This window comes from Algibacter sp., assembly GCF_029245835.1.
Classification (GTDB): Bacteria; Bacteroidota; Bacteroidia; order Flavobacteriales; family Flavobacteriaceae; genus Algibacter_B.
Genome location: NZ_JAQWOO010000091.1, coordinates 1 through 22,464 on the forward strand (window position 1 = coordinate 1; position 22,464 = coordinate 22,464).

Annotated in this window: 17 protein-coding genes and 1 tRNA gene; 6 read left to right on the forward strand and 12 right to left on the reverse strand. The window is 33.6% G+C overall.

The features are described 5' to 3' along the window. Positions 1 to 1,134: beta-Ala-His dipeptidase (gene pepD, locus P8K68_RS14270; protein WP_300252417.1), on the forward strand; the 1,134-nt coding region annotated here is incomplete at its 5' end. Positions 1,135 to 1,249: 115 nt separating this feature from the next. On the opposite strand, the gene yidD is transcribed toward pepD, so the two are convergent. The 10 genes from yidD to P8K68_RS14320 form a co-directional block, all read right to left on the reverse strand. After that, the gene (gene yidD / locus P8K68_RS14275; RefSeq protein WP_300252420.1) at positions 1,250 to 1,486 is read right to left on the reverse strand and encodes a membrane protein insertion efficiency factor YidD; all 237 of its coding nucleotides are present in this window, start codon (positions 1,484 to 1,486) and stop codon (positions 1,250 to 1,252) included. A 90-nt stretch (positions 1,487 to 1,576) separates the two neighbouring features. Then, positions 1,577 to 3,001 carry a carbon starvation CstA family protein gene (locus P8K68_RS14280; protein WP_300252423.1) on the reverse strand — a complete coding sequence of 475 codons (1,425 nt, stop codon included), beginning with the start codon at positions 2,999 to 3,001 and terminating at the stop codon, positions 1,577 to 1,579. Between the two features lie 15 nt (positions 3,002 to 3,016). Then, positions 3,017 to 4,096 carry a hypothetical protein gene (locus P8K68_RS14285; protein WP_300252426.1) on the reverse strand — a complete coding sequence of 360 codons (1,080 nt, stop codon included), beginning with the start codon at positions 4,094 to 4,096 and terminating at the stop codon, positions 3,017 to 3,019. A 130-nt stretch (positions 4,097 to 4,226) separates the two neighbouring features. Beyond that, positions 4,227 to 6,149, reverse strand: a complete 1,923-nt coding sequence (locus tag P8K68_RS14290) for an FAD-dependent oxidoreductase (protein ID WP_300252429.1) — start codon at positions 6,147 to 6,149, stop codon at positions 4,227 to 4,229. A gap of 11 nt (positions 6,150 to 6,160) precedes the next feature. Continuing rightward, a complete protein-coding gene (locus tag P8K68_RS14295) occupies positions 6,161 to 7,804 on the reverse strand; it encodes a sulfatase (RefSeq protein WP_300252432.1) in 1,644 nt (547 codons plus the stop codon). A 2-nt stretch (positions 7,805 to 7,806) separates the two neighbouring features. Continuing rightward, on the reverse strand, positions 7,807 to 10,188 hold the full coding sequence (locus P8K68_RS14300; protein WP_300252435.1) for an alpha-amylase family protein: 2,382 nt from the start codon (positions 10,186 to 10,188) through the stop codon (positions 7,807 to 7,809). 302 nt (positions 10,189 to 10,490) lie between these two features. Then, positions 10,491 to 11,972 carry a cysteine--tRNA ligase gene (gene cysS, locus P8K68_RS14305; protein WP_300252438.1) on the reverse strand — a complete coding sequence of 494 codons (1,482 nt, stop codon included), beginning with the start codon at positions 11,970 to 11,972 and terminating at the stop codon, positions 10,491 to 10,493. 36 nt (positions 11,973 to 12,008) lie between these two features. Beyond that, positions 12,009 to 12,686 (reverse strand): GTP cyclohydrolase I FolE, encoded by a 678-nt coding sequence (gene folE / locus P8K68_RS14310; RefSeq protein WP_300252441.1) that lies wholly within the window; start codon positions 12,684 to 12,686, stop codon positions 12,009 to 12,011. A gap of 241 nt (positions 12,687 to 12,927) precedes the next feature. Then, positions 12,928 to 14,430 carry an outer membrane protein transport protein gene (locus P8K68_RS14315; protein ID WP_300252460.1) on the reverse strand — a complete coding sequence of 501 codons (1,503 nt, stop codon included), beginning with the start codon at positions 14,428 to 14,430 and terminating at the stop codon, positions 12,928 to 12,930. A 31-nt stretch (positions 14,431 to 14,461) separates the two neighbouring features. Further along, entirely contained in the window at positions 14,462 to 15,589 is a 1,128-nt protein-coding gene (locus P8K68_RS14320; protein ID WP_300252444.1) for a hypothetical protein, read from the reverse strand. Positions 15,590 to 15,687: 98 nt separating this feature from the next. On the opposite strand from P8K68_RS14320, the gene proS reads away from it, so the two are divergent. The 4 genes from proS to P8K68_RS14340 all read left to right on the forward strand — a co-directional run bounded on the left by proS (position 15,688) and on the right by P8K68_RS14340 (position 18,263). Then, on the forward strand, positions 15,688 to 17,166 hold the full coding sequence (gene proS, locus P8K68_RS14325; protein ID WP_300252446.1) for a proline--tRNA ligase: 1,479 nt from the start codon (positions 15,688 to 15,690) through the stop codon (positions 17,164 to 17,166). Between the two features lie 170 nt (positions 17,167 to 17,336). Next, positions 17,337 to 17,408 (forward strand) — tRNA-Glu (locus tag P8K68_RS14330). A 99-nt stretch (positions 17,409 to 17,507) separates the two neighbouring features. Further along, positions 17,508 to 17,759, forward strand: a complete 252-nt coding sequence (gene rpsT / locus P8K68_RS14335) for a 30S ribosomal protein S20 (protein WP_300252448.1) — start codon at positions 17,508 to 17,510, stop codon at positions 17,757 to 17,759. A 132-nt stretch (positions 17,760 to 17,891) separates the two neighbouring features. Continuing rightward, positions 17,892 to 18,263, forward strand: a complete 372-nt coding sequence (locus P8K68_RS14340) for a hypothetical protein (RefSeq protein ID WP_300252451.1) — start codon at positions 17,892 to 17,894, stop codon at positions 18,261 to 18,263. A gap of 111 nt (positions 18,264 to 18,374) precedes the next feature. Here the strand turns inward: P8K68_RS14340 and P8K68_RS14345 are convergent, their stop codons facing one another. Both P8K68_RS14345 and rho read right to left on the reverse strand, forming a co-directional pair. Further along, positions 18,375 to 19,583, reverse strand: coding sequence for a DUF481 domain-containing protein (locus P8K68_RS14345; protein ID WP_300252453.1), 1,209 nt, complete (start codon positions 19,581 to 19,583; stop codon positions 18,375 to 18,377). Positions 19,584 to 20,065: 482 nt separating this feature from the next. Next, positions 20,066 to 21,700 carry a transcription termination factor Rho gene (gene rho / locus P8K68_RS14350; RefSeq protein ID WP_300252456.1) on the reverse strand — a complete coding sequence of 545 codons (1,635 nt, stop codon included), beginning with the start codon at positions 21,698 to 21,700 and terminating at the stop codon, positions 20,066 to 20,068. Positions 21,701 to 21,885: 185 nt separating this feature from the next. On the opposite strand from rho, the gene P8K68_RS14355 reads away from it, so the two are divergent. Further along, positions 21,886 to 22,296 carry a DUF4293 domain-containing protein gene (locus P8K68_RS14355; protein ID WP_300252458.1) on the forward strand — a complete coding sequence of 137 codons (411 nt, stop codon included), beginning with the start codon at positions 21,886 to 21,888 and terminating at the stop codon, positions 22,294 to 22,296. The last annotated feature ends 168 nt before the right edge of the window (positions 22,297 to 22,464 follow it).

The following is a 22,464-nucleotide window of genomic DNA, read 5'->3' on the forward strand; positions in this document are numbered from 1 at the left end:
GGAACAACGCTAGGGGCAGATAATGGGCTAGGAGTTGCAACTATTATGGCTGTTTTAGATAGTGACACCATTGCTCATCCAGCCATTGAAGCGCTTTTTACCATAGACGAAGAAACTGGTATGACGGGAGCCATTGGCCTAAAAGGTGGTTTGCTTGAAGGTGAAATTTTACTTAACCTAGATACAGAAGAAGATGATGAAATAGGAGTAGGGTGCGCAGGAGGGACAGATGTTACTGCAACAAGAGCCTATGAAGAAGAAGTAACTCCTGAGTTTAAAATAGGTTATCAAATTTCAGTGAAAGGCTTACAAGGCGGACACTCAGGCATGCAAATTCATGAAGGTTTAGGTAATGCCAATAAAATTATGAACCGTGTGTTGTTTGATGGTTTTGAAAACTTCGGACTACGTATTTCTGAAATTGATGGAGGAAGTTTAAGAAATGCCATTCCAAGAGAAAGTAATGCCATTGTAGCTATTGATGCCATTCATGAAGATGCTTTTTTATTAGAAATGGCATTAATTTCAACAATAATAAAAAAGGAATTGAAAACTATGGAACCCGATTTAGAAATTAGTGTTTCTAAATGTGAAACGCCTAATAAAATTATGGATTTGGGCGTTCAAGAAGGTTTAACAAGAGCGTTATACGCCGCTTTAAATGGTGTTTATAGAATGAGTGCCGATATCCCAGAATTGGTAGAAACCTCAAATAATATAGCCAGAGTTATTGTAAAAGATAGAAACATTCACATTGGTTGTTTAACACGATCTTCTGTTGAAAGTTCTAAGGTAGATTTAGCTAACACACTTCGTGCTACTTTTGAACTTACGGGTTGTGAGGTAGAATATTCTGGAGATTATCCAGGGTGGACTCCAAATATGGATTCAGCTATTTTAAAAGTTATGGCTAAACTTTACGAAGATTTAAACGGCGAAAAACCACATGTAGCAGCATGTCATGCCGGTTTAGAATGTGGTATTCTTGGGCAAAATTACCCAGATATGGATATGATTAGTTTCGGGCCAAATATAAAAGGCGCACACTCACCAGACGAGCGTGCTCAAATTTCTTCAGTACAAAAATATTGGAACTTTGTTTTGGAGATTTTGAAGGCTATTCCTGTTAAATAGTAATGTTTAATTTAAGGTACAGGATCATAACCAGAACCTCCCCAAGGCGATGGAACGTAAAAAAAATGTACAGTGTACATTTTTAGTGAACAGGCGAGCTGGCGCGGAGGTGTTTTTAGTTGTCATCCTTACCTGGAACAGGGTCATAACCAGAACCTCCCCAAGGATGACAACTAAAAATACGTTTTATGGCCAACCAACCGCCTTTGCGTAAACCATGTTTTTGTAAAGCTTCTTTAGTGTAATGTGAGCATGTTGGATGGTATCTGCAGGTTGCAGGTGTTAACGGTGATATAAAAGTTTGATATACTTTTATCAAAAACAAAAAAGGTGTAATAAAGAGTTTTTTCAAAACGATTTTAGAAATTAATTCGTTTAATCAGTCGAAGCTATTATTCTAAGTTTTCAAAGATACTTAAAATAGATTCCTAAATAGGTCATTTTATTCGGAGCTTTTGTTTTTTGGTTTCCAAATTAAAAACCAAATGGAAGGTACAAGAGAAGCTAAAATACCTACAGAGTATGATAATTTGTAATTAATGCTAAAACCTTCTGGAGCAACTAGAATATAGGTAGTTACCACTGCGGTCATAAAAGCTGAAGGTATTAGAATAAACCAATACCCTTTACCTTGTTCTTTTATATAAACTGCCATGGCCCATAATACAACGGTAGCAAGCATTTGGTTAGACCAACCGAAGTAGCGCCAGATAATAGCAAAATCTATTTGAGTAATTACTAAAGCAATAACAAAAATGGGAATAGTAATAATAAAGCGCTTTAGTAATTTAGCCTGGTCAAAATTAAAGGCATCTGCGATAATTAATCTTGCGCTTCTAAAAGCAGTGTCCCCGGAGGTGATTGGAGCAGCTATAACTCCAAAAACAGCCAGGATACCACCTATTTTACCTAAAGTGGTATTACAAATAATATTGACTACCCAAGCTGCATTATGACCATCTTCGGCCATTGTTTCTCCTAATTCTCTTACACCGCCAAAAAATGCCATAGCAATAGCTGCCCAGATTAGTGCTACTATACCCTCGGTAATCATAGCGCCGAAAAACACTTTTTTGCCTTGTGTTTCATTTGATATACAACGAGCCATTAATGGCGATTGTGTGGAATGAAATCCTGAAATAGCACCACAAGCAATAGTTATAAAAAGTAATGGGAAAACGGGATAGGTTTCAGGGTCAGCATGCATATTTTGCAAATTTTGAATTGATAATTCTGGAATGGTATAATCTTGAAAAATCAGTGCAAAAAATAATCCAACAGCCATAACTAATAAGGATAGACCGAATAGGGGATATATTTTCCCAATGAGCTTGTCAATAGGAATCATGGTTGCTAATAAATAATAAATGAAAATAATAACTATTAATATGGATACACTAGCTCCAGTTAACTCATGTAAAATTGTGGCCGGTCCTTTTACAAAAACGACGCCAACCAATATGAGCAAAACAACAGAAAATATACGCATGAAATATTTCACTCCTGTACCCAAATATTGCCCAACAATTTCGGGAATACTGTCCCCACCATGTCTTATAGATAACATGCCTGAAAAATAATCATGAACAGCGCCAGCAAATATAGATCCAAAAACAATCCATAAAAAAGCTACGGGCCCCCATAAAGCTCCTGCAATAGCTCCAAAAATTGGTCCTAATCCGGCAATATTTAAAAATTGAATTAAGAATATTTTACTTAAAGGAAGTGGAACGAAATCAACACCATCTTGTTTAGAAATGGCAGGTGTTGTTCTATTTGGGTCTGCTCCAAATTTGCGTTCTATATAATTACCATAAATAAAATACCCGAGGATTAAAATAGCAATACACGCTAGAAAGCTTATCATAGTTTGGTTGTAAAATTAAAGTCTACTTTTATGTTTTTCATAAAAAGCATGAAGTCGGTTTGTTTGCTTATTGCTAAGCTCTTGGTTTTTTAAAAACCAATAAGAACGACGAGCAATTAGAAAATCAGCATCTAGTAATGTCATTGAGTTTTCAATAACAACTTTAGAGTTAGAATTTTTATCTTCCATTAAACCTAAAAAAAGAGAAACTTCTTGAAAGGAGTTTAACGACTTAATTTTAGAACTAAATTTATCTAAGTAGTCTTTAGAAATACTATGACTTGTTTGTCTTAAGGATTGTATCGCTGCTAATTTTTGTTCTTTTTCACCTTCAAAAAAGAATCTATTCAAAGCGTAAAAATAAAGTTCAGGAGAAACATTTTTTAAGTAACTGAGAGTTGTTCTTAAGAGGGTAGAGTCTATAAGAACTTTTTTAATAATTGTATCGACAACAGGTTTTGAAAACTCTTTTCTATTTTGAAATTCGTTTATAGCAATTTTAAAATAGGTGTTGTTTTTATCCAAAATAAACTCTTGAAGCTGTGAAGTTGAAACAGATTTACCTGTTTGGTTTTTAATCTTTAAAACTACATCTCCATTAGCCCAATGCCATAAAGTATAGCACGTTAAGGCAGCACCAGGTACTGTGTCTTTCTCATCTAATTCTAAAGAAGTAGCTCCAGAAACTGCATCTAAATCTTCATCTCCGTGTTCATCTGGGACAGTTAAAATTTCATCCAAATAAACTTCTTTGAAAGGAGAATTATTATTGGATAAAATACTTTGAAGTTTTATATAATCTTGTGGTTCAAATAAATCAGCTTCATATTTTTCTAATGTAGCATCTTTTGCCAATTCATATTTTTGATATTCACCAATATTATTCCAATATAATTTTACAGGAATAACTTTACAGACTTGTTCTAAGCAAATTACTGAATATACATCCATAGTATATTGAATGGGTAGTCCATTTTTATTTTGAATTTCTTCGAGAATAGTTTCTACAGGTTCTTTTTCTCCAGGGTGATTAATTATCACTTCATGAGAAATAGTTTTATAGCCATCTTGTTGCTGTTTAGAATTATTTAGCAACAAAAAAGGAATTAATATCCAAAAATATATTTTAAAGAAATTCACCATATATAAAGCGCAAAATAGAATCTTAAATCTATTTTTTTGTTAATTTGAGTTTATAAAATGTGTCTCTCAGTACCTTTTATACTTAAGCATAGCATCTTACTTCAAATAACTTAACATTTTTTGTGCCATAAGTATCAGTCATTTTAATTTTGACTGCAGTAACCTCAGTTGGTTTAAAATTGAATTTAATTAAACGAGTTCTATTTTCTTCAATTTTACCCAATTTTACCCAAGCACCATTTACACGTCCTTGAATACTTAAAGACTTAAGCATTTCTTTTGGTACATGATTACCGTATAAATCGTTATTTCTACTGTCTTTACGCATCATTATATTACGTTTTACATTGGTATCACATTTCAGTTCTACTTTTGATATAGAAGTAGGGGATTCCCATTCTAACTGAATATCAGCTGATAACCCATCAGATTGCCAATGGTTTATTTTGCCGTCAATATCTCGAGACATCCCATTCAAAAGGTTTTTTGCATCACCTGAAGAGGTTGAAGATCCAAAAATTAAACTTGATTTTCTTGCTAAATCTAAGGGGTCATTTGCTGGCCTTTTTGGAATAAAAGCATCATCCCGTAATAATTGTTCTTGTAACTCTTTAATATATTTTTGTCCAACTTCTCTTGGTAATATATTTCTTTTGTTACAAATAGTAGCAGCTGTACCAACTGCTTGTCCTTGTAAAGCACATGTTGCCATAATTCTTGAAGAAGATAAAGCAATATGGGTTTGACTTACATTTCTACCAGCGAACATTAAGTTAGATACGTTTTTTGAATATAAACTTCTAAATGGAAATTGATAGACTTCTTTAAAATGATAATAGAAATAGCTTGGTGGCTCTGAGATGTTCTCAATACCTCCAGGGTTGTGTTCATCTAAAGACCAACCTCCAAATGCTACTGCATCATCAAAATGTTTATGTTCGGTCATATCACGTTCTGAAACAATATAGTCTCCTATAAAACGACGTGATTCTCTTCGTCCAGGAAGCGATCCTACCCAATCTAGTGCTAGGTTTTCAGCTTCTGGGAATTTCCCAGAGTTTTTGATATAATCCCAAACACCATGTAAATAACCCATAAGTTTATGTCTGTTTTCTTCTGCATCTGCAATAATATCATCATCACTACCCACTTCTATCCACCAAATACCTTCATGAAAACCAGCAAATTTTCTTCTTTTGTGTCCACCTTCATGTGTGTATTTAATGGCGTATGATGGCGGCGAATACTTCATAGGTTTTCCCATATCTGTAGAAGACATTAAAAGGGTAGCCCCCATTTGCCACCCGTCTGGTTCGTCAGGCGCATAAGTTTCATTAAATTCTGCTTTACCTTCACGACCAGTTCTGTATTCTGCTCCGGATGTAGCAGCTAATAAACCATCACCAGAAGAGTCAATGAATATTGGTGCGTTTATGGTAAACATTTTTTCAGTAGTGGCTTGCCAGCACATGGCTGATTTAATTTTATTGCCTTCCATAACAGCCTCAACAGCTTGGGTGTTTAGCATTAAAGTTAAGTTTGGCTCACGGACTACAAAATCATACATCACATGATCGAAAACAGGAAACGCTTCTTGTTCATTTTCGAAACGGTTATGCAATAAAATTTCTTCTATAATACCTGTTTCTCGTTCTGCTTTTCCTTTAATATTATTGACACCATTTAAATGCACCCGAATTTCACTTGAGGCATTTCCACCTAAAACAGGGCGGTCTTGAATTAAAACAGTTTTAGAACCATTTCTTGCAGCAGCAACTGCTGCACAAATTCCTGCGGCACCTCCACCAATAACGGCTACGTCATAATTTTTTACGGGTTTTCTGTTAGGTGTTCCTGATTTTCCAGTACCTAAATGATACCATTTATCCTGCGGTTTGTCATAAACAATATCGTTAGTACTTGCACAAGAGGTAAAAATCATGGGTACAGAACCTGCAGCAATAGCAGCTTTAGTTCCTTTTTTAAAAAAGTCTCTTCTCTTCATTTTAAAATATTTTAGATTAATTTTTCGGGTGTGTTTCCCTGCCAACCTTCATTAAATTGTATCATTAATTTCTGAACTAATTCTGGATTTTCATTAGCAATATTTTTGGTTTCTGACGGGTCTGTTTCGTGATTATACAACTCTACAAAAACAGGTTCAGCACCTTTGTTTGTTCTATCTTTCCATACGATAAAACGGTATTGTTTGGTTCTCATGGCATAACCCATTAAGTTATTTTCAAACAAATCTCTATTCCAATTATCTCCTTGTTGCTTTTTGATTTTACCTTCAACCTCTTTTAATAAAGGTCCAAAATAAGTTTCACGCATTGCAGGACGAATTGGGAAAGCTCCCCATTCTCTTAATGCAGGTGATGGAAACTGACTAAATGCTGCTGATTTCCACTTTTTCTTTGGTTTTTTTATCAATTTAGAAAAACTTGTTCCTTCCACGTGATTTGGGGTTTCTAACCCTGATAATTCTGCTAAAGTTGGATACATATCTACCAATTCTACCAAAGCGTCTGTGGTTTTTCCTTGACTTCCTTTTGGCATATCTGGTGTCCAAATTAATAACGGAACTCGGGTTGCTATTTCGTAATTCGTAGCTTTTCCCCAAATCCCCATATCACCTAAATGCCAACCGTGATCAGACCAAACAATAATGATGGTGTTTTCTCGTAAACCTTCTTTTTCAAGAGCCAAAATCATCTTGCCAATTTGCGCATCCACATAACTTACACAGGCTAAGTAAGCGTGTTTTAGTGTTATTGCCAGTTCTTCGTCAATCTCCCCTTGTTTAGGGATACCACTTCTTACTCTTAATTCAAAAGACGGATGTAATCCCATAGTAGCTCCATTTTCGGGGCTCTCAGTTTGTGTCGATAATTTTATCGTTTCTCTGTCGTATAAATCCCAATATTTTTTAGGGGCTACCCAATTTAGATGCGGTTTATTAAAGCCCAGTCCTAAGAAAAAAGGTTTATCACTTTTAGTAACTATTTCTTTCATAGTAGCAATGGCTAATTCTGTATGGTAACCATCTTTGTAAGTGTTATCGGGAACATTAGCAGACTCGTAGGCTATACCAGAAGCTAGTCCAAAACGAGCAACTTTACCATATTTTGCAAACATCTCTTTCCGTGTTTTTGAACGAGCTTCGTTGTTTTCTTTCAGAGCAAAACCTACGGGGCTTTTTACATGTTTCATACTATCTAAAGCAGGTAATCTGCTCCAAGATTTTTCATCATCTTTATCACCATGATGAAAAATTTTTCCTGTGTAAACCGTTTCGTAACCATTATTTTTGAAATGCTGAGGTAACGTAACCACATTTGGATTTGCCTCTCTGAACTTGATGTAATTGTGAAAAACCCCACTTGATTCTGGACGAATACCCGTCAATAAACTTGCTCTTGATGGTCCACAAATGGCTTGTTGACAATAAGCGTTTTCGAATAATAATCCTTGGCTTGCCAATTTATCTAAATTCGGACTTACAGCAATATCAGAACCATAACAACCTAATTCTGGACGTAAATCATCAATTCCAATAAATAGAATATTTGGTTTTTTGGGTATTTTTTTTACTTCTTTTTGACAACTGAATAGCATCAAACTTAAAAGTGAAAACGATACGATTTTTATTAACTTCATACTTATTCTGTAATTTCTAATAATAATACGCCTTTAGATTTTAATTCAAAATCGGTTTTTACTTTTTCACCTGTCATCATATTTTTGATGGTTACTTGTTTACCGCTTTTTAGGCTAAGATTCAAGTTTGCATTATTTTTACCAATGTTTAGAATATTCACCCAATATCCGCCATTTGGATTCTTAACTGCTCTCCAAGTACAGCCTTTGTAGTCTGCTCCATTGGTTTCTTTCAAAACAACTTCTGGTAAAAGATTGTCTAAAAGTGCTAGAGATTTTTGCTTAACCTCTTCATAAGATTTGGTATTTAAAACAATTACTTTCCCTTTTCCGTTTTTCAAACGCTTTCTTCTTGCTTGTCCATATTCATTTTTAGACAAACTTTCTGCATTATCAACAATTACAGTTCCGCCATTATTAACGTAATTTTGAAGTGCATCAAACTCAGTATCCGTCACATATTGTGTATCATAAACCACAATAGCATCCCAATTAGAATTGTCTTGTTTTTTAATGATTTTTTCTGTGGCAAACGCCATTGATAATCCTTCAAAATAAAACGATTCATACAACTCAAAAAGTTCTGTCATATGATGTTTTTTATTGATGGAACTCGTTTCCGAATAGAAAAGACGAATAGGTTTTCTTTGATTTCTTAAGGCGATAATCTCTTCAGAAAAACTGTTCATATCCATAAATACCTGAGCAATTTCATTCACCATTTGAGGTTGCATATTTGCAGAACCTGCATAAGCACCACCCAAACCTGGATCCCAAAAATCTAAATCTCCTTCTAAACGATTTTCTGGAGAACCATCTGGATCACGTGCCCAAAACCAAGACGTGCTGGCATCCATACCGTGAAGTGTTGCTAACCAAAATACACTTCTTATATAATCTGGAGGTGTATTTAAATCTTTCCATTTTGTTAAGGATAAGAAATGGGTTTCTGAATTAAAATGAATTTTATTCGGTGAAACAGATTCCATAAAATCATACGAAAATGGAATTTCTTCCCAAGAATAAGCATATCTTTCTTCCCAAGGTTCAGGTACTTTTGCATTAAGTGAACGGCTTCCTAGGGCTTTGGCATCATCACCAATAATTGAGGTCAATTCTGTAAGTGATTCAAAATCCAATCCATGAGATCGATAATTTCCAACAAAGTAACGCGGTTGCATTTTAACACTTGTAGGTGCGTTCGGATAAGACGTTCTAATACTGTTTTGAATGTGAGTAAACCAATCTAAACTTCTTGCCATCCCAAATCGACACCAGTCGTACCAAATCGGCTTTCCTCGTAACTTTTTATCGATAGGAATTTCAATTTCTACTGAGTTAAAATCTTTAAAAGATGTTTCCCAATTTCTATTTAGCTCTCTTATATTGTTCTTATATTGTTTCGATAACCATTTTCTAAATTTCCCTAAAGTGTGTTTAGAAATACTGTTCATTTCACCAAATTTTTGAGTCCAATACCCTTTTTCAGCGAACCAATGTGGCTCGTTAGCTAACACAAAACCAAGTTGGGTAACTTTCTTGTCTTTTGTTAATTGACCTGCTTTAGTGGCTATTTTTCCCCAGTGATTTCTAACATTTGGGTTGTCGATATCAAGTCCCATGAATAGTGAACGTCCTACTGCTACAGTTGAATCCTTTTTATGCATCCATTCTGGAAGACCAGAGTTCCATAGATATAAAAATCCAATATTAGTGTCGGGAATGTTAGTTAATAGTTTTAATCTCTCTTGATCAAAAGTTCCATCTTCATTCAACAACCATGGATTTATGGCTCTGTCTTGATGTACCTCATACAGGTTTTCTCCTCCGTGATGCATATTTCCCAAATGGTCATTATAAACATCTTTGTTTGTTAGCGGAATACCTACCGTTTTTGAAAAATAATCATGAAGGAATACGGGTTTTCCATTGTTCACTAAAGCTTCATCTGTAACTTTTATATTACCCCAATCAATTTTTGGAGTTGGTCTACGAGTTATTGAGCCTTCTATGATTTTTTCTAATTGGACAATGCCTTTATCTAAAATTTCAATGACTTTTTTTCTTTCAAAACTTGGTAATTCCGCTGCATATTTCGTTTTATCTTTTTCAAAAGGCGCATAATAACCAAATAGTTTTTCAACATCTTCTTGATGCACTTCATCCCAATCTGCAAACTTTAAAAACTCGTTAGCAAACCAAAGGGTGGTTTCTTCTCTGGTGATGTCAATCGATTTAGATTTTGCGTCATCCATTAAGCTTACTAATGTTTCAATTTTATCTAAAGCTTCAACCGTAAGCGGGTTAGCTTCTTTTTTATTGCAAGAAATAAAAATTAAAAGCAACATTAAACTTAATATTAATGGTATTTTAAAGGAAGGCATGCACTTGTTCATTTTGTTTTGAAGTTTTTAGTTATGTTATATTTCAAACTAGCCTTTTGCTTTCACCAACTCATCAAGAGATGAGTAAGTAACAACTATAATAGTTGAAATATGATGCAATTTATTGAAATATTAAGCTAGAAAACTTAAGTATTCTATCTGAAACATCTCAATTTTTACCTTTTTTCTAAAGATTTTGATAAGAAATGTTTGAATTATTAGAATAGGGTTAGAGTATAAGCTAGATAAAATAAAGTTTATTGAATCTAGTATTTTGAATAGGATACTATTTATTCGAAAGATTAATTTACGGAAAAAGTAGTACCGTCTTTGCCATCTTTAAGTTGAATACCAACAGCTGCTAATTCATCACGAATTTTGTCAGATAAAGCAAAATTTTTATTTATTCTTGCCTCTTGTCTTAATTTAATTAAAACATCTACAGCTCCAGAAAGTTTATCCGTTCCAGAATCAATTTTTGCTGTGTTTTTTAGACCTAAAACATCATAAACAAAAGCATTTATCGTTTCCTTTAATAGCTTTAAATCTTCTGAAGAAATGGTTTCAGAACCTTCTTTGATTTGATTAATATATTTAGCAGCCTCAAATAAATGAGCGATTAAAATAGGCGAATTAAAATCATCATTCATAGCATCATAACATTTCTGTCTCCATGCAGAGACATCTATCGAAGATATTGTAGATTCTTTTAAGTCTTCTAGCAAATTCACAGCATCCATCAATCTATAAAAACCTTTTTCGCTAGCTAATAAACCATCATCTGTTAAATCTAAAATACTTCGGTAAGACGATTGTGCATTAAAAAACCTAATAACACTTGGGCTATATGCTTTGCTAAAAATAGTGTTGTTTCCAGAGAGTAATTCATCAGGATTTATGGTATTGCCAGTTGTTTTAGACATCCGTTTGCCATTTAATTCCAACATGTTGGCGTGCATCCAATAATTAACAGGACTTTTTCCTTTAGCTGCTTCATTTTGGGCGATTTCACACTCGTGATGCGGGAATTTTAAATCCATTCCGCCACCATGAATATCAAACTGTTCGCCTAAATATTTAGTACTCATGGCTGTACACTCTAAATGCCAACCCGGGAAACCATCACTCCAAGGTGAAGGCCAGCGCATAATGTGCTGAGGTTCGGCTTTTTTCCAAAGTGCAAAATCCTGAGGGTTTTTTTTGTCACTTTGGCCATCTAATGTACGCGTATTATGAATTAAATCTTCAAGTTTACGTTTGCTTAGTTTACCGTACTCATGCGTTTCATTAAACTTGTGTACATCAAAATAGACTGAACCATTAATTTCATAAGCAAATCCATTTTCAATAATCTTACTAATTAATTCAATTTGCTCTATAATATGACCTGTAGCAGTTGGTTCAATACTTGGTGGTAAAAAGTTTAATGTATTTAAAATATTATGAAAATCAACTGTATAACGTTGAACCACTTCCATAGGTTCAATCTGTTCTAAACGCGCTTTTTTAGTAATTTTATCTTCACCAACATCAGCATCATTTTCTAAATGACCAGCATCTGTGATATTTCTAACATAACGTACTTTATAACCTAAATGCTTTAAATAACGAAACACCATATCAAAAGACATAAAGGTTCTTACATTGCCTAAATGCACATTGCTATAAACGGTAGGACCGCAAACATACATACCTATGTACCCTTCGTTAATAGGTTTGAATGCTTCTTTTTTACCAGTAAGTGAATTATATATTTTAATTGGATTGGATTGGTATAACTGCATTTTGGTTTGTTGATGAGTTATTAATTTGGGTTTTATTTAAAACTTGGTATCTAATTTGATATAGTCTAGAAATTCTCTTCGCGTAGCCATATCTTTAAATTTTCCTCCAAATTCTGAAGTAACTGTACTGCTTTCAATATCTCTAATACCTCTTGAATTTACGCAAAGGTGTTTAGCATCAATTACACAAGCTACATCTTTAGTACCTAAAACCTCTTGAAGTTCTCTAACCACTTGAATAGTTAAGCGTTCTTGTACTTGAGGGCGTTTAGCAAAATAATCAACAATACGATTCATTTTGGATAAGCCAACAACAGTACCATTGGAAATATATGCAATATGAGCGCGCCCCACAATAGGTAATAAGTGGTGTTCGCAAGTTGAATACACCGTAATGTTTTTTTCAACCAGCATTTCACCATACTTATATTTGTTTTCAAATGTAGAAGCACTCGGTTTTTTATCTGGATTTAATCCTCCAAAAATTTCATTAACAAACATTTTAGCGACACGATTTGGTGTACCATTTAAACTATCGTCTGTTAAATCTAAACCTAAGGTTTCCATAATATGACGAACATCATCCTTAATGATGTCTATCTTTTCCTCGTTGTTTAATTTAAAAGCATCATGTCGCATTGGTGTGTTTTCAGATGTGCCAATATGCTCATTATCTAATGCGTCAAAATCTTCTATGTTACTATCAAAAGCCATGATTAATAAGTCAAAATTTAATTTGCAAAGATAAGCATTTCACTTTTCGTTACGCTTTTACTTTACAAATAATTAATTATTGATGAAACTATTCAATTTGTAAAATTGGGGTTTAATTGAATTTATCATTCTATTTAAATCGGTAAAACAATTCAGTCTCACTTTTTATTCTAAAATTACATGAAACAAAAAAACTTGAACTAATTAGGCTCAAGCTTTTTGTGATTTTGTGAAAACAATTTTAAATGTTGAAACTTAAAGATAATGTTATGTTAGAGTTTTGTCTATCAATACTTGCAGTGTCAACTAACCCCACATTATATAGTTGTGTTGCATCTGTACGTTCCCATTTATCATAGGTTATATCTAGCTTTGTGTTACCAAAATTATAACCAAGCCCTAAAGAATATCCTGTTAAATCTCCAACAGTAATACCATCTGCGTATGGGCTTTCTTCAAAACGGTAGCCGCCTCTAAAACTAAACTGTTTATGTTTGTATTCGCCACCTAATCTGTAGGTTGCAGCGTCTGTTAAAATATCTGCTATAGCATTGTTTAAACCTGTGTAATCTGCCTCTGGTCTAAATTCCGTATTTCCATAATCTTTTTTAGAATAATCAAAACTGATTAGTCCTTGTTTTGCAAATACATAAGCTAAGCTTCCAGTGATTTTTGAAGGCGTTTTTAATTTGTATTGAGGATATACGTTTACAATATCGGCTATAAAAGAGATGTCTGAGTCTGCCTCATTTGAATTTATAAATTGTGTAGTTTCTTCTTCGATAGTATACCAAGTAGGAGAATCATAAGTTAGTCCAACTCTAAATTCTGGAGATAATTTCATGATACCACCAAGTTGAAATGAAAACCCGTTACCTGTGGTAGATAAGTTATTGTCAAAATCAATTTCTGATATTAAACCTCCATTAGAATTATCTTCTAGTAAAGATGAGGATCGTTGGTAATCTATAAAATGGGAATTTAAGTTTATTCCTATATATAAATTATCTTCATATTGAGCAGCAAAATTAAATGAAATTTTCCCATTGTATCCAGTGCTTGAATATAGATAATCGTGGTCAAAGGTTCCGTCGGCTAAATTGGAGAAATAAGTGGTGTTGTCATCATCATCTGCATCAGGTTCAAGTATAAATGCTTGATAGCCTAAAAAAGCTTGCTGATGAGCAAAACCAAAAGCGTTTCCAATATCTGCATAAGCTTCTTCAACAAATTCATCACCAATTAGAGAAATATCAGCTAATCTTATTCCGTCAGCGTAATTTAAAAAATAAAGATCTATAGATTGGTTATTGGTATTTCTGCCAACAGCATTCCAAACATCATCATAATTATTAGTTCTATCGTAAGCAATGCTTAATGTGAATTTTCTCCAGGGCGAATTACTATTTCTATTAGCAAAAACAAATGCAGCACCTCCTTGATTAATATCAAAATTTGATGTATTGTTATTCGTTGCTCCATTAAAATAACCAGTATTGTTTTCTAAGTCAATGTTTGAGCCAGTGAAGGATGCATGACTTCGACTAAAAACTGCAGAACCAGCAGGATTTGCACTAACTGCACTCATATCTCCACCCAAGGCTCCAAAAGCACCACTTAGCGCTCTAAAACGAGCTGTTCCCTGAATTTCACTTTGTGAGTATCTTAAGGCATCACTGATGTCTTGTGCGTATATTGTAGACATAGATAGTAAACCTATGAATAGTAAATTCAACTTTTTCATATAATAAATGTTTTTTTGATGATGAATATGATTAACGTCTTCTTCCTCCACTTGAAGACCTTGAACTACTTCCAGAACTTCTACTGCTCGAAGATGATCTTGAAGCAGAACTACTTCTTGAACTAGAAGAACTACTGCTACTACTTGGTCTGTAACTTCTATTATTTGAAGACGATGATCTTCTAGAAACACCAGAACTCGATGTACTTCTTGAAGGTTGTCTGTAAACAGAACTTCTTCTTGATGATGAAGATCTTGCTGTGGAATTTGTAGATGGTGTCCTCACTGTAGTCGATCGTCTTGTTACGCCAGAAGATGTACGTGTACCGTTTGAATTGTAGGATCTTCTTGTAGTTGTTGCAGTAGAGTTAGAATTTCTATTTATACTCCCTCTTCTGGATGTATTGTATTTTGATGTTGCTCTTCCTTGTGAATTTACAGAGCTACGTCTACTTAAATTATTATTGTTGCTTATACTTCGTCTAGAATTGTTTGAAGCATAACTATTTCTTCTGCTAGCATTATAGGAGATACCTCTGTTGTTAAAACGTCCTCTACTATTATAAAAACCCCTATTATTGAAACCTCTATTATAAGCCCAAGCATTGTTATAGAAAGGAGGACACCAAAAAGGATCATTGAATCCCCAATTGTTCCATCCCCAGCCGAAGCCTCCGCCCCAACCCCAGTTGTTCCATCTGTTCCATCCCCAGTTATTCCAACGGTTCCATCCCCAGCCAAAACCACCATTCCATCCCCAGTTGTTCCAACCGTTGTCTATATAGTTTATTGTTATGCTGTTGTTGTCTTGACCCCAACCTGCATAGCCTTGATAGTTATTTTGTAAGGTGTCATTTTCAACATAATTAGGGCTTTCATAAGCATCTATATCAGTGAAAATTTCATCACCAGTATAAATGTTTTCTGACTCAATAGATTTTGATCTAAAGTAATCTTTGTAAAACTCACTATTATTTTCGTTTGGCACTTCTACAACTGTACCCGTATTAGTATTTTGGACACGTACTGGTTCATCACCATAAATTCCATCACTATCAACACCAACATATTGGTATGATCCACATGAAACTAAACCAAAGAGTAAACCAAGTAGGGCTAAAAATGGCGTTTTTCTTTTTAGGTAGTTGTTAAATTGCATATCTCTATAATTTTATTGTTGAACATAACAAAAATAGTTAGTTTTGCTGAACTATTTTATATTTCTAATAGTCACAATATTTGTGCCAAAACAAACATATGAGCAAAAAACTTACCAGTAGAGCAGAAGATTATTCAAAATGGTATAACGAATTGGTTGTCAAAGCTGACCTAGCTGAGAATTCGGCAGTTAGAGGATGTATGGTAATCAAGCCTTATGGGTATGCTATTTGGGAGAAAATGCAAGCAGAATTAGATAAAATGTTTAAAGAAACTGGGCATGAAAATGCTTATTTTCCCCTTTTTGTTCCTAAAAGTTTGTTTGAAGCAGAAGAGAAAAACGCAGAAGGTTTTGCAAAAGAATGTGCTATTGTTACACATTATAGATTACAAAATGATCCAGATAAGCCCGGGAAGTTAAGAGTAGATCCTGAAGCTAAGCTAGAAGAAGAGCTTATTGTAAGACCAACTAGTGAAGCTATTATTTGGAATACCTTTAGAGGCTGGGTTCAATCATACAGAGATTTACCTCTTTTAATAAATCAATGGGCTAATGTGGTACGCTGGGAAATGCGTACTCGATTATTTTTGCGTACTGCAGAATTTTTATGGCAAGAAGGTCATACGGCACATGAAACAAAGCAAGAAGCTATTGCTGAAGCTGAATTAATGAATAATGTCTATGCGACGTTTGTTGAGAATTTTATGGCTATTCCTGTAATTCAAGGATTAAAAACAGAAAGTGAACGTTTTGCAGGTGCAGACGAAACTTATTGTATTGAAGCTTTAATGCAAGACGGAAAAGCGTTACAGGCAGGAACGTCACACTTTTTAGGTCAGAATTTCGCAAAAGCGTTTGATGTGAAGTTTGCTAATAAAGAAGGAAAGCAAGATTATGTTTGGGCAACCTCTTGGGGTGTTTCTACAAGATTGATGGGTGCTCTAATTATGACGCATAGTGATGATCATGGATTAGTTTTACCCCCAAGTTTAGCGCCAAATCAAGTCGTAATTATTCCTATTTATAAAAGTGAAGAAGATTTAAATGCGATTACTGAAGTCGCTAATAGTATTTTAAGTGATTTAAGAGGAAAAAACATCACCGTTAAATTTGACAATAGAACCACGCACAGACCAGGTGCTAAATTTGCGCAACACGAATTACAAGGTGTGCCATTACGACTTGCTATTGGGGCAAGAGATTTAGCTAATGGTACTGTTGAAATTGCACGTAGAGATACCTTAACCAAAGAAGTTATAGCTTTAGATAGTTTAAATGATAAGATTGAAACTTTATTAAAAGAAATTCAAGAATCTTTATTTAATAAAGCTTTAAACTTTAGAAACGAGCATATTACAGAAGTAGATACATTTGATGAATTCAAAACGGTTTTAGAAACAAAAACGGGCTTTATTTCTGCGCATTGGGATGGTACTAATGAAACAGAAGACAAGATAAAGGAGATAACAAAGGCAACAATTCGCTGTATTCCTTTAGAAGGCGAAGTAAAAGAAGGGGTTTGTGTGTATACAGGAAACCCTTCAAAACGTAGAGTATTGTTTGCAAAGGCGTATTAATTTGTTTTGAAATAGAGGCTGAAATAAATTTTTTTAAAAAAATATTATTTACCTCTTGCAACATTTAAAAATAGTTGTATTTTTGCATCCGCAATGGAAACGTTGTGAGTTTTTTGAAAAAGATTGCAAGTATAGATTTTAGTATTTACATTTGCACAATTAAAACAAATGGCCCGTTCGTCTATCGGCTAGGACGCATGGTTTTCATCCATGTAAGAGGGGTTCGATTCCCCTACGGGCTACAAAAAAATGTTTTTTTGTTGATTTGTTGATTTGTTTATAAAAAATAATCAAAACAAGCACGAAACAAATAAACGACTAAACACATAAACAATAAAAAAATGGCAAATCACAAGTCAGCATTAAAGAGAATTAGAAGTAACGAATCTAAAAGATTAGTTAACAAGTACCAGCATAAAACGACTCGTAATGCTATTAAGAAATTACGTGAATTAACAGATAAGAAAGAAGCAGAAACCATGTTTCCTTCTGTAGTATCTATGTTAGATAGATTAGCTAAGAAAAATATTATTCATGCTAACAAAGCTGCTAACCTTAAATCTGGTTTAGCAAAACACATAGCTGCTCTTTAATTTTATTTAAAGTTAAAATGTTTTAAAGCTTCTCAGAAATGAGAGGCTTTTTTTGTGAATTTTTTTAATACGCTTATAGTGTGAAAAGCATTTTAAAGATATAAATTTGCAATTATTACTTAACCATTTAATATGACTCTTTTGGAAAATAAAAAAGCAATAAAATTAATAGACAATATTCTTAAAGATATAGATAAGAAAGGTATTAATACAAGCGCATTAATCGATGACATAAAGGCGTTAAGGACTTATGCTTTGGAAGCACAAATTCCTTTAGTTGTAAAAGTACTTAGATTAACGTATGAGCATATTGAAGAAACGGAATCTTTTATGATTCCAATGCTTGATGATGAACCTATTGAAGAAGATGGGATTGTTGAAGCGGTTGAAGATGCATCTCCTGAAGAAAGTCTTAAGTATTTAATTTCGCTCATTAGAAATCTAAATAATAAATCAAATATTGCTGATTTAAAAGAGTATAGAGACCTTTTAAATAATTACTAACTTTTTATAAATTAATTATTGTTTTAAAAACAATACAAAAAGGCCTTGGCAATATCTTGTTAAGGCTTTTTTAAATTTAGGAGGATTATGTTAATATCTACTGTTAAACTTTTAAAGCCTTGTATTTATAATATTATTAAATGCAGAACCAAAAGTGTAATTCACACCTACCGATAATCCTAAATCGAAATCTGTTGCTATTTGTTTTTGTTGAAGCAATACATCTTCAATAGAAGCATCTCCAGCAGGTAAATTAATCTGGTCGCTAATGAACTGAACATTGCCAGAAAACCGAACTGAGAATCCTTTAAAAACTCTTACTGATAAGTTACTGTTAAGTTGTAATCGGTTTTTAGAGAAATCTTCTAAAAAACTAGAGGCTCTTATATTGGTTGAAATATTTCCCCAAGGCTGTCTGTATCTAAGATTTATATTAAAAGAGTGGTTGAATATGAGTTCAGAATCTTCATTAAAAATGGTGGTTTCTATATAATTATTGTAAAAGAAACCAATTTTATAGGCGAATGTGATTTCTCTTTTTAATACCTCATTATATGGGAAAATATTATATTCTATAGCAGGGGAAACGCCTGCTCCTAAGTCGATATTTTTAAAAGTATCATATTTCAAATTTGTAAATATACCGGTTGACCAATGGTCTGAAATACTTCGAACTACACTAGCAGTGCCCCAATAGCGTTTTCTTTCGCTTGTAAATGTTTCATCATTTCTTACAAATTCACTATTCAACTGACTCAATTGAAAATCTCCTCTAATTCGCCATTTATCTGTAACATGGTCACTTTCTAAACCAATTTTATATTCGAATTTTTTACGACTAGCTTCTTTGTCAAATTTTGCTTCTCCATATACCTCAAAGATCCAGTTGCGCCAGGGGTCGTAAAACTCAGCTTCTTTTTCTTCTGTTTGTCCTCTTAGTCTGTAAACCACTCTATTGGCTATATCAGATTCTAAAATGTATTTAAGTAAGCCTTTATTAATGCGCCACAATAATCGTTTTCTAATGTCATCGGGCGTCATATTAGCATTAGAATCGAATGATAAGGTATTTGTTATGTTCTCAAAAGAACTGCTTCCCGTAAATTCTAATTTGTATGTTCTTCCGCCGCTGGCATTAGCAATATCGTATATAAATACCTGCACATTGGCTAAGCCTTGATCGCGCACATGATCAATATTTTTAATTTCTTGCCTGATGTAATTTTTATCGCAGTTACATTCTAGAAATAGTTTTATGCTTTCTTTTTCTTTTGATTGTCCTGAAGAAATTAATGTGCTTAAAAATAAAAAAATAAACACGTATTTAAAATAATTAGTCATTGATATGGTGAAAAAAAGAAAACGTATTTCAAATATACATAATTGTAAAATGTGGAAAGTATTTATTAGTAAAATCCTAACATTTTTCTATTGATATTTTTTTGGTTATTGTAAAATATTTAAAATAGATAAAGGAAGTTTAATTGAAGTTGCTAACCCGTGTTAGGGATTGCAGTGGCATCCTTTTTAAAAGATGCGTACTTTGAGTTTGTTTTGAACTATAAAAATAATAGATTGTTACATTGTTCCTTAGTTAAATTGACGTTTTAAAAAGATATAACATAAAGCCCGACCCTTGTGGTAACACCCAAATAAAACGTACAAAAAAGCCTTAACAATTATATGCTAAGGCTTTTTCTAGTTTGAGTTAGTTATAGTTTACCGTTTTATTCATTGTTTATATTTCAGTAAAATGGTATTTATGATTCTTACGATTTCACGGAATAAAAATTCGTGTTCAATTATCCATTCATGGAAATTAAAAATTCTTCGTTATTTTTAGTTTGCTTGAAACGTTCGTTTATGAATTCCATAGCCTCAACAGGGTTCATATCTGCTAAGTATTTACGCATAACCCACATACGCTGCACTGTAACTGCGTCTAATAAAATATCATCACGACGTGTGCTTGAAGATGTCAGGTCGATAGCTGGGAAAATTCTACGATTAGATATTTTTCTATCTAATTGAAGTTCCATATTACCAGTTCCTTTAAATTCTTCAAAGATAACTTCATCCATTTTAGAACCTGTTTCGGTAAGTGCTGTAGCGATAATGGTAAGCGAACCACCATTTTCAATATTACGAGCTGCGCCAAAGAAACGTTTTGGTTTGTGTAATGCATTGGCATCAACACCACCACTTAATATTTTTCCTGAGGCAGGCTGCACACTGTTATAAGCTCTTGCTAAACGTGTTATAGAATCTAATAAGATAACAACATCATGCCCACATTCAACTAAACGTTTTGCTTTTTCAAGAACAATATTAGCAATTTTTACATGCTCATGGGCTTCCTTATCAAAGGTTGAAGCAATAACTTCTCCACGAACATTCCGTTGCATATCTGTTACCTCTTCCGGACGTTCGTCAATTAGTAAAATCATTTGATAAACCTCTGGATGGTTTGCTGCAATGGCATTAGCAACATCCTTAAGTAACATGGTTTTACCCGTTTTTGGTTGTGATACTATCATGCCACGTTGACCTTTACCAATAGGGGCAAACAAATCCATAATTCTAGTAGAAATTGTGCTTTGTCGTTCTGCTATATTAAATTTTTCTTGGGGGAATAAAGGCGTTAAATGCTCGAAAGACACGCGGTCTCTTACTACATTAGGACTCTGACCATTAATTTTGCTTACCTTAATTAAAGGGAAGTATTTTTCGCCTTCTTTTGGAGGACGTACTTGTCCTAAAACCGTATCGCCAACTTTTAAACCAAATAATCTAATTTGAGATTGTGATACATAAATATCATCAGGAGATGATAAATAGTTGTAATCTGAGGAGCGCAAAAATCCATAACCATCTTGCATGACATCTAAAACGCCCTCGCTTTCAATAATGGCATCAAACTCATAATCTGGTTCACGATAACGATTTCTGTTATCTTTATTACCCTTATCTACATTACCGTTTTTCTGGTTTTTATGCTGATTTTTGTTTTGATTATCAGTTTTAGACCTTGGATTTGGTTTTTTCTGATTCTCGTTGCGCGGTCTTGGATTTGGTATATGCACCGGCTTTTTTTCTTCTTTATTTTGAGATACTTCAGTTTTTGGAGCCAAAGCAGCTTCAGGTTTAGGGTCTGATGCAGTATCGTTATTTTGTTGTTGCTCGTTCTTAACAGGCTTTTGCACGCGTTGTCTAGGTTTTCTAGCAGCAGGGGTATTCATTTTTTGTTCTGCTGTTGTTTCAGAAGTAGCTTCTGGAACAACCTCTTTTACTGCTTTTGGGTCGGCGGCTTGTTGATCTAGTATTTGGTATACTAAATCTAATTTTTTCATTGCACGATATTTTGGAACGTTCAATTTTTTTGCAATCTCCTGTAAATCAGCGAGTTTTTTTTCTTTTAGTTGTGAAATTTCAAACATTTATGTTTAATTGAATATTTTATTTGAATACTAAGTTTAGTAATTCTGAAAATGATTTTTAAATCTTGAAGAATTAACCGCTTGTAAGTGCGGTTGTTGTGAATTATTACTGCAATAATACAACTTTATTTTATTTTTTAATATTAATTCTATTATTTTTGCGGTCTAGTATTTAAAAAAAACACATGTTACAACGTATTCAAACCATTTATTTACTATGTTCAGTAGGTGTATCAGCTGGACTAATATTTGTTTTTGAATTATGGACTACAGAAGCCGATGCAAAAGTATTTGCAAAGGATGCTATTTATGTATTTGTAGCTTTTTTAGCATCTGCTTTTTTAGCATTGGTAACAATATTTCGATACAAAAATAGGAAGTCTCAATTTATGTTGGGACGACTTAACATCATATTAAACTTTTTTTTACTAGGATTTTTCGTGTATCAATCACTAAATGTATCTGGAGAGACGGCGGTTTCTGAGAAAGGTATTGGGATGCTTCTCCCTATTGTTTCTATCGTGTTATTAGCTTTGGCTAATAAGGCCATCAAGAAGGATGAAGACCTCGTAAAATCTGTTGATAGATTGCGTTAAACCTAACATCTTAGTAGTAATAGTGCGAAAGAGGTCGTCTAAAAACAATTTAGGCGATCTTTTTATTTTTGGTCATTTAGGTTTTATTTTGACGCTCTTTGTTTTAATAGTAAATAATAATGTTGTTAAAATAGAGCAAAGCGATTTCTATATCGCCAAACTCACTTT

Coding starts and splice junctions, on each gene's coding strand:
- P8K68_RS14280 (WP_300252423.1), bottom strand. CDS start 3,001: ATGATAAGCTTTCTAGCGTGTATTGCTATTTTAATCCTCGGGTATTTT.
- P8K68_RS14290 (WP_300252429.1), bottom strand. CDS start 6,149: ATGAAGAGAAGAGACTTTTTTAAAAAAGGAACTAAAGCTGCTATTGCT.
- P8K68_RS14295 (WP_300252432.1), bottom strand. CDS start 7,804: ATGAAGTTAATAAAAATCGTATCGTTTTCACTTTTAAGTTTGATGCTA.
- P8K68_RS14300 (WP_300252435.1), bottom strand. CDS start 10,188: ATGCCTTCCTTTAAAATACCATTAATATTAAGTTTAATGTTGCTTTTA.
- cysS (WP_300252438.1), bottom strand. CDS start 11,972: ATGCAGTTATACCAATCCAATCCAATTAAAATATATAATTCACTTACT.
- folE (WP_300252441.1), bottom strand. CDS start 12,686: ATGGCTTTTGATAGTAACATAGAAGATTTTGACGCATTAGATAATGAG.
- P8K68_RS14315 (WP_300252460.1), bottom strand. CDS start 14,430: ATGAAAAAGTTGAATTTACTATTCATAGGTTTACTATCTATGTCTACA.
- P8K68_RS14320 (WP_300252444.1), bottom strand. CDS start 15,589: ATGCAATTTAACAACTACCTAAAAAGAAAAACGCCATTTTTAGCCCTA.
- proS (WP_300252446.1), top strand. CDS start 15,688: ATGAGCAAAAAACTTACCAGTAGAGCAGAAGATTATTCAAAATGGTAT.
- rpsT (WP_300252448.1), top strand. CDS start 17,508: ATGGCAAATCACAAGTCAGCATTAAAGAGAATTAGAAGTAACGAATCT.
- P8K68_RS14340 (WP_300252451.1), top strand. CDS start 17,892: ATGACTCTTTTGGAAAATAAAAAAGCAATAAAATTAATAGACAATATT.
- rho (WP_300252456.1), bottom strand. CDS start 21,700: ATGTTTGAAATTTCACAACTAAAAGAAAAAAAACTCGCTGATTTACAG.
- P8K68_RS14355 (WP_300252458.1), top strand. CDS start 21,886: ATGTTACAACGTATTCAAACCATTTATTTACTATGTTCAGTAGGTGTA.